The 2,887-nt window shown below is 68.9% G+C and carries 3 protein-coding genes; all 3 read right to left on the bottom strand.

The genetic code is table 11. The features are described 5' to 3' along the window. Positions 1–73: 73 nt before the first annotated feature. On the bottom strand, positions 74–430 hold the full coding sequence (locus ACFWFI_RS42230) for a hypothetical protein (protein ID WP_387401192.1): 357 nt from the start codon (positions 428–430) through the stop codon (positions 74–76). A gap of 106 nt (positions 431–536) precedes the next feature. After that, on the bottom strand, positions 537–2,255 hold the full coding sequence (locus ACFWFI_RS42225; RefSeq protein ID WP_387401190.1) for an acyl-CoA dehydrogenase family protein: 1,719 nt from the start codon (positions 2,253–2,255) through the stop codon (positions 537–539). A gap of 47 nt (positions 2,256–2,302) precedes the next feature. After that, positions 2,303–2,869: a PadR family transcriptional regulator gene (locus ACFWFI_RS42220; protein WP_387401188.1), complete on the bottom strand. Its 567-nt coding sequence runs from the start codon at positions 2,867–2,869 to the stop codon at positions 2,303–2,305. Positions 2,870–2,887: the final 18 nt, after the last annotated feature.

The raw sequence follows: 2,887 nt of genomic DNA, 5'->3' as shown, positions 1-2,887 counted from the left end.
ATCCGAACGAGAGGCCCCAGGTCATACCGACGGTCCGGCGCCACCGGCGGATGCCGGTGGCGCCTGCACCCCGTCATTCGTGGGCAGTGGTCAGGGACTCGTAGTACGCACCGAGCTTCCGCAGGTAGAAGAGGTCGCCGGTGTCCTGATCACGCTCGAAGCGCGGAGCGTCCTTGATCTGGTCCTTGGTACACCTGACCTTGATCACCCGTTCGGTTCCGTCGACGGCCGTCACCATGCCTGCGGGCACGACGACACTTCTCCCGAACTTCCAGACTCCCGCGTCGATCACCAGATGGTCGAACCCCGGTACCGGTGAGAGTCTGATGACGGTGCCCACGCTTCCGTCCGGTGCTTCCACCGCGTATCCGATCACGCCGTCACCCAGTGCGCCGTCCATCTGCGCCGGACCTGCCCAGACCGTATCCATGGTCACCTCCTCCTGGCAGCCGGCCGGATCCGGCCGCCGGACCTTCCATATGCCCCCTCGAGCGCGGGCGATGCGGGGCCGGTCCCGGCTTGCTACCCGGTCGGCGTCACAGAGCCATCTCGTACGCCCCCGACAGTGCCTCGACACGGTCCCAGACCCGGGCCGAGCGAGCCTCGTCCCCGACGGGGCGCCGTACCGCGGCGATGGCCCAGTGCTGCTGTTCCTCCGTCGCGGAGTCCTTGCCGTGCAGCTCGACGGCGTTCGCGGAGAAGTCACGGACGAGTACGGAGAACAGCTCGTCGAGGACGTCCTCGTCCAGTCCGGTCAGCCGGGCCTGCTCCAGGATCAGCTGGCCGTGGACGACCAGGGCGAAGAGCTGGCCGACGGACAGCAGGAAGTCGAGGTCGCGGCTCTGCTGCTCGTCGGGCGCGATACGGGCCACGAAGTCGCACAGCGCGTCCGCCTGTTCCCGGAAGCGGGCGACGTTGGGGACCGCGGCGTACGCGTCGTAGGCCGGGCGCCAGTCGTGGAAGCGCACGGAGCCGAGGCCGCGGGCCGGTCCCTGCCGGAAGAGGAACGCGTCGTCCGCGGCGTCCAGACGCGTCGTCACGGGCTCGTACCCGGCGGGCTCCAGCAGGTGGTTGCGCATGAACTTCAGGATGAGAGCGAGGTTGACGTGGACCGTGCCCTCGAGCTTGGGCAGGCCGCGGATCTCCACGGCGGCCTGCGCGAAGTACGTGTCCTTCTCGAAGCCCTTGGCGGCGACGACGTCCCACATCAGGTCGATGACCTTCTCGCCCTCCGTGGTCACCTTCATCTTCGTCATCGGGTTGAACAGGAGGTACCGGCGGTCGTCGGGTCCGGCCGAGCGGAAGTAGTCGACGGCGCGGTCGCTGAACAGCTTCATGCCGACGAGCCGGACGTAGGCATCGGCGAGCTCACGGCGGACGTGCGGGAACGCGGTCACGGGGCGGCCGTAGAGGATGCGGTTGTGCGCGTGGGTGACGGCCTCGTACATCGCGTGCTCGCAGATGCCGATCGAGGCGGTGCAGAGGTTGAACTTGCCCACGTTGACGGTGTTGAGGGCGGCGTCGAAGGCGGCGCGGCCGGTGTGCAGTACGTCGTCGGGACCGACCGGGTAGCCGTCGAGGCGGAACTCGCTGACGTACTTGGACGAGTCGACGACGTTCTTCACCAGGTGGTAGGCGGAGTGGCGGCTGTCGGCCGCGAAGAAGACGTAGCCGTCCGGGCCCTCGACGTCCGTTCGGCGGCCGAAGACGGAGACCAGGCCGGCGGCGTTGCCGTTGCCTATGTAGTACTTGGAACCGGTGGCAAGGAAGCCGCCGTCGCCGTCGGGCTCCAGAAGCATGTCGGTGGAGTAGATGTCGGCGCCGTGCGCCTTCTCCGACAGCCCGAACGCGAACACCTCGCCCTGGGACAGCAGTTCCGCCGCGCGGCTGCGGGCGGCGGCGTTGTCGCTCTGCCAGACCGGGCCGAGACCGAGGATGGTCACCTGCCAGGCGTACCAGTAGTCGAGTCCGTAGAACCCGAAGATCTCGTTGAGCGCGGCGATCCGGGCGGTGTCCCAGCGCTGGTCCTCCCGCTCCGCGGCGGAAGCGGGGGTGAGGAAGGTGGCGAACAGGCCTTCCTTCGCGGCGAACTCGAGGAAATCCCCCAGCCACGCTCGGGACCGGTAGTCCTCGATGATCCGGCGCTTGCCTCGGTTCTCGAACCAGTCGATGGTGGCGCGCAGCAGCCTGCGGGTCTCGGGGTCGAAGTGCGCCGGGTCGTAGGTACTCGGGTTGAACAGCAGCGGGTCGGCCATGGTGATACGCCTTCCGAGGGGTTGCGGGCGGGAGGATGCGGGACGGTTCAGATACGCGGGTCGGCCGCGCCGAGCCTGTGCAGGGTGGCGAGTACGTCGTCGAGCCAGGCGACCGTCATGCGCTCGTACGCGATGCCGCCGCGCAGCACGACGTGCTGCAGCTCCTGGCCGGCGTCGAGCGGGGCGGGGGCGCCGGGACCGGTGAAGTCACGCTGTTCCCCGGCGAGGTAGTGCGCGAGCCGGTCGCTGTGCACCCGGTGGTGCCGCTCGACCTCGTGGAGCAGCGCGGCCGGGTCGTCGAAGGCCGCGCCCCGGATCTTCACGGCGAGATCGTGGCGGAGGCTTTCGGGTTCGATCGGTTCGTGCAGCCAGTCGGAGAGGGCGGCGCGGCCGGGGCCGGCGACGGAGTACTCCTTCTTGTCCGGCCGGCGCTCCTGCGGGACGTCGCGGACGTCGAGCAGGCCGTCGCCCTCCATGCGCTTGAGGACGCGGTAGATCTGCTGGTGCGTGGCGGTCCAGAAGTATCCGATGGACCGCTCGAACCTCCGGGCCAGCTCATAGCCTGAGCCCGGCTGCTCCAGCAGGGAGACGAGGATCGCGTGTTCGAGCGCCATGCCCCGATCGTTCTATGC

The organism is Streptomyces sp. NPDC060209 (assembly GCF_042728155.1).
Taxonomy (GTDB): Bacteria; Actinomycetota; Actinomycetes; order Streptomycetales; family Streptomycetaceae; genus Streptomyces.
Note: the sequence above shows the minus strand (reverse complement) of the source record. Positions and strands in the feature narration are given on the sequence as shown.

Coding starts and splice junctions, on each gene's coding strand:
- ACFWFI_RS42225 (WP_387401190.1), bottom strand. CDS start 2,255: ATGGCCGACCCGCTGCTGTTCAACCCGAGTACCTACGACCCGGCGCAC.
- ACFWFI_RS42230 (WP_387401192.1), bottom strand. CDS start 430: ATGGATACGGTCTGGGCAGGTCCGGCGCAGATGGACGGCGCACTGGGT.
- ACFWFI_RS42220 (WP_387401188.1), bottom strand. CDS start 2,869: ATGGCGCTCGAACACGCGATCCTCGTCTCCCTGCTGGAGCAGCCGGGC.